Source organism: Streptomyces sp. NRRL B-24572 (assembly GCF_002156145.1).
Lineage (GTDB): Bacteria > Actinomycetota > Actinomycetes > Streptomycetales > Streptomycetaceae > Streptomyces > Streptomyces vietnamensis.
Map to the genome: position 1 here is coordinate 1 of NZ_MWIG01000805.1, position 4302 is coordinate 4302.

3 protein-coding genes and 1 pseudogene are annotated in these 4302 nt (G+C 72.5%); all 4 read left to right on the forward strand.

Annotation, left to right across the window (positions count from 1 at the left end; genetic code table 11):
• Nucleotides 1-254: pseudogene (locus CCN56_RS36310) on the forward strand (carbonic anhydrase); the annotation flags it as partial.
• Nucleotides 251-895, forward strand: a complete 645-nt coding sequence (locus CCN56_RS36315) for an L-threonylcarbamoyladenylate synthase (protein WP_086832007.1) — start codon at nt 251-253, stop codon at nt 893-895. The pseudogene CCN56_RS36310 and the gene CCN56_RS36315, both read left to right, overlap by 4 nt.
• A 182-nt stretch (nt 896-1077) precedes the next feature.
• Nucleotides 1078-2625 (forward strand): FadD3 family acyl-CoA ligase, encoded by a 1548-nt coding sequence (locus tag CCN56_RS36320; protein WP_086832008.1) that lies wholly within the window; start codon nt 1078-1080, stop codon nt 2623-2625.
• 13 nt (nt 2626-2638) lie between these two features.
• Nucleotides 2639-4252: an NAD(P)/FAD-dependent oxidoreductase gene (locus tag CCN56_RS36325; RefSeq protein ID WP_086832009.1), complete on the forward strand. Its 1614-nt coding sequence runs from the start codon at nt 2639-2641 to the stop codon at nt 4250-4252.
• The last annotated feature ends 50 nt before the right edge of the window (nt 4253-4302 follow it).

Consider the following 4302-nt stretch of genomic DNA (forward strand, 5'->3'; position numbering starts at 1 on the left):
TACGGGACGTGGTGGAGCGGGTGACGCCGAGCATCCTGGCGGCCCGCGCCGCCGGTCTGACGGAGGACGGCGACATCATCGACGAACACATAAGGCACACGGTGCAGTTGCTCATGGACCGTTCCCGCGTCCTGTCCGAGCAGGTGCGGACGGGCGAAGTGGCCGTCGTGGGCCTGGCCTACCAGCTCGCCGAGGGCAGCGCCCGGCTCGTCTCCTCCCACGGCGTCGAGAACACGGAGTACACGACCTCATGACACAGCGATTCGACTGCTCGGATCCCTCGGCCCGCCGGGCCGGCATCGACGCGGCGGTGACGGCGCTCGGACAGGGGCGGCTCGTCGTCCTCCCGACGGACACCGTCTACGGTGTCGGCGCCGACGCCTTCGATCCGCGGGCCGTCGCCGGTCTCCTCGCCGCGAAGGGGCGGGGCCGCCACAAGCCCTCCCCCGTGCTCGTCGGCTCGCGGGAGGCGCTCGACGACCTGGTCGCGGACCTGCCGGAGACGGCCGAGGCGCTGATCGAGGCGTTCTGGCCGGGCGGTCTGACGCTGGTGCTCCGCCACCGGCCTTCGCTCTCCTGGGACCTGGGCGAGACCGGCGGCACGGTGGCCGTGCGGATGCCCGATCATCCCCTCGCCCTCGACCTGCTCGCCGCGGCCGGCCCGATGGCCGTCTCCAGCGCGAACCTCACCGACCGGCCCTCGCCTGAGGACTGCGACGCCGCCCTCGGGATGCTCGGGGACTCCGTGTCGGTGTACCTCGACGGCGGCCGGACCGCCGGACCGGTGTCGTCGTCGATCGTCGACCTCACCGGCGACGTCCCGCTCCTCGTACGGGAGGGCGTCCTGTCCTTCGAGCAGCTGGCGAAGGTCGTCCCCGGTCTGATCACGCGCTGACCGCTTCCCTGCCGCTTCGCCGGAAGAGGTCCCGGCGCCGGAAGAAGTCCCGCCACCTTCCCGGTGAGCGGGAACCGGCCCCTGCGCCGGGACCCCCCTCCCTGACAGGCTCCCCTCCGCTGTGGTTCCACCGCCCGCGCCCCGCCGGAGGGGGCGGGACAGCAGGGAGGACGTGACAGATCATGAGGGGCGCGCAGACCATCGCCGGGCTCGCGGACTGGGCCGCCGAGCGGTACGGGGATGAGGAGGCCCTCGTCTTCGGCGAGGAGCGCTGGACGTTCGCGGAGCTGCGCGACCGGGTCGACCGGGTGGCGCGCGCGGTGATCGCGCAAGGGGTGCGCCCGGGCGACCCGGTCGCCGTGTGGGCGCCCAACAGCGCCCGCTGGGTGGTGGCCGCGCTCGGCGCGGTGGCGGCCGGCGGTGTCCTCGTCCCGGTGAACACCCGCTACAAGGCGGCCGAGGCCGCCGACATCCTGCGCCGCTCCCGTACCCGGCTGCTTTTCACCGAGCACGACTTCCTGGGTACGGACTACCGGGCGCTGCTCGCTGCCTCGGGGGAGGAGCTCCCGCTCCTGGAGCGGACGGTGACCCTGCACTCCGCGGACTGGTCGGGCTTCCTCGCGGGCGCGGACCGGGTGACCGGGGCGGACCGGCTCGCCCGTACCGCCGCCGTGCGCCCCGACGACACCGCCGACGTCCTCTTCACCTCCGGCACCACCGGCCGGCCCAAGGGCGTGCCCACCACCCACGGCCAGAACCTGCGCGTGTACGACGCCTGGGCCCGTACGGTCACCCTCCGGCGCGGCGACCGCTATCTGCTCGTCAACCCGTTCTTCCACACCTTCGGCTACAAGGCCGGCGTCCTCGCCTGCCTCCTGCACGGGGCCACGATCGTCCCGGAGCGGGTCTTCGACGCGGATGTCGTCCTCGGCCGGATGCAGGACGAGCGGATCTCCGTCCTGACCGGTGCGCCCACGGTCTTCACCTCGCTCATCCACCATCCCGAGCGCGCGGCGTACGACCTGAGCGCGATGCGGATGGCGGTCACGGGCGCGGCGAACATCCCCACCACGCTCATCGAGGAGATCAGGACGTCCCTCGGCGCGCGGAGCGTCAACACCGCGTACGGCCTCACCGAGTCATCGGGCGTGGTCGCGATCTGCCCGCCGCACGAGTCCCCGGAGACCCTGGCCCGCACCTCCGGCACGGCCCTGGAGGGCACGGAGCTGCGCATCGACGCCCCGCCCGGGGAGCCCGGCGAGATCCTCACCCGCGGCTACCACGTGATGCACGGCTACCTCGACGACCCCGAGGCCACCGCCCGGGCCGTCGACGCGGACGGCTGGCTGCACACCGGGGACGTCGGGGTGCTCGACGAGCGCGGCTTCCTGCGGATCACCGACCGGCTGAAGGACATGTTCGTCGTGGGCGGGTTCAACGTGTACCCGGCGGAGGTGGAGCAGGTGCTGCGCGGCCACCCGGCCGTCGTGGACGCGGCGGTCGTCGGCGCGCCCGACGCACGGCTCGGTGAGGTCGGCGTCGCGTACTGCGTGCCGGCGTCCGGGGCTCCGATCGACGCGGCCGAGCTGACCTCGTACACGCGCGAGCGACTGGCCAACTTCAAGGTCCCGCGCGCCTTCCACGCCCTCCCGGTCCTGCCGCACAACGCGGCGGGCAAGGTCGACAAGAAGGCGCTGAGGCGGTCGGCGGGGACCACCACCACCCGATGAGGAGAGTACGAACGTGAACGACAGCAAGATCCAGTCCGTCGATGCCGTCGTCATCGGCGCGGGCGTCACCGGTCTGTACGCCGTGCACAGGCTGCGCGGTCTCGGCCTCGCCGTGCGCGGCTTCGAGCGCGGGGACGACGTGGGCGGCGTCTGGTACTGGAACCGCTACCCCGGCGCCCGCTGCGACGTGGAGTCCGTGGACTACTCGTACTCCTTCGACGAGGAGCTGCAGCAGGAGTGGGACTGGAGCGAGAAGTACGCCACCCAGCCGGAGATCATCCGCTATCTGCGCCATGTCGCCGACCGCTTCGACCTGCGCCGCAGCTACGCCTTCGGCACCTCGGTGACCTCCGCCGAGCTGGACGAGGAGACGCTGCGCTGGACGGTCCGCACGGACGGCGGCGAAGTGGTGTCGGCCCGGTTCTGCGTGTTCGCCGTCGGCTGCCTCTCCAGCACCCACATGCCGGACATCCCGGGGGCCGGGGAGTTCGCGGGAGCCACGTACCACACCGGTGCCTGGCCGCACGAGGGCGTGGACTTCGACGGGCTGCGCGTCGGCGTGATCGGCACCGGTTCCTCCGGCATCCAGGCCATCCCCCTGATCGCCGAGCAGGCGGCGCACCTGACCGTCTTCCAGCGCAGCGCCAACTTCAGCATCCCGGCGGGCAACGAGCCGCTGGACGACGAGACGCGCCGCCGGCAGAAGGCCGGCTACGCCGAGCGGCGGCGCCTTTCGCGGCTCAGCGGCGGCGGCTCGCCCCACGCGGCGCACCCGTCGGCGACGTTCGAGGTGTCCGCCGAGGAGCGGCGGGCCGCGTTCGAGGAGCGCTGGGAGCTGGGCGGCGTCCTGTACTCGAAGACGTTCCCCGACCAGCTGACCGACCTCGCGGCGAACGAGGAGGCGCGCGCGTTCTGGGAGGAGAAGGTCCGCGCCCTCGTCGACGACCCGGCCACCGCCGACCTGCTCGTCCCCACGGACCATCCGATCGGCACCAAGCGGATCGTCACCGACTCGCACTACTACGAGACGTTCAACCGCGACGACGTGCGTCTCGTGAGCCTGCGGGAGAACCCGATCGAGCGGATCGAGAGCACCGGGATCGTGCTTGCCGACGGCACCCGGGTGGAGCTCGACGCGATCGTGTTCGCGACCGGTTTCGACGCGATGACCGGCGCGATCGACCGGGTGGACGTCCGGGGGCGGGGTGGCCGGAGCCTGAAGGAGGTCTGGAGCGGGGGTCCGCGCACCTATCTGGGCCTGGGTGTCGACGGCTTCCCGAACCTGTTCAACCTCACGAGCGCCGGCAGCCCGTCCGTCATGGCCAACGTCGTGCTCTGCGCCGAGCAGCACGGCGACTGGCTCGCCGACTGCCTGCGCCATCTGGACGAGCACGGCTACCGCGCGATCGAGGCGAGCGGGGAGGCCGTGGAGCAGTGGGTCGCGCAGTGCCGCGACCGGGCGGCGGCGACGTTGTTCCCGGCGGCGAACTCCTGGTACCTGGGGGCCAACATCCCGGGCAAGCCGCGGGTGTTCATGCCGTTCATCGGCGGCTTCGGGGTGTACGGGGAGATCATCTCGGACGTCGCGGCCTCGGGGTACAAGGGGTTCGAGCTGATACGCGGCTGAGGCCGGCGCCGCCCCGGAAAGCGCCCCGCCCCTCACCCGATCGGGTGAGG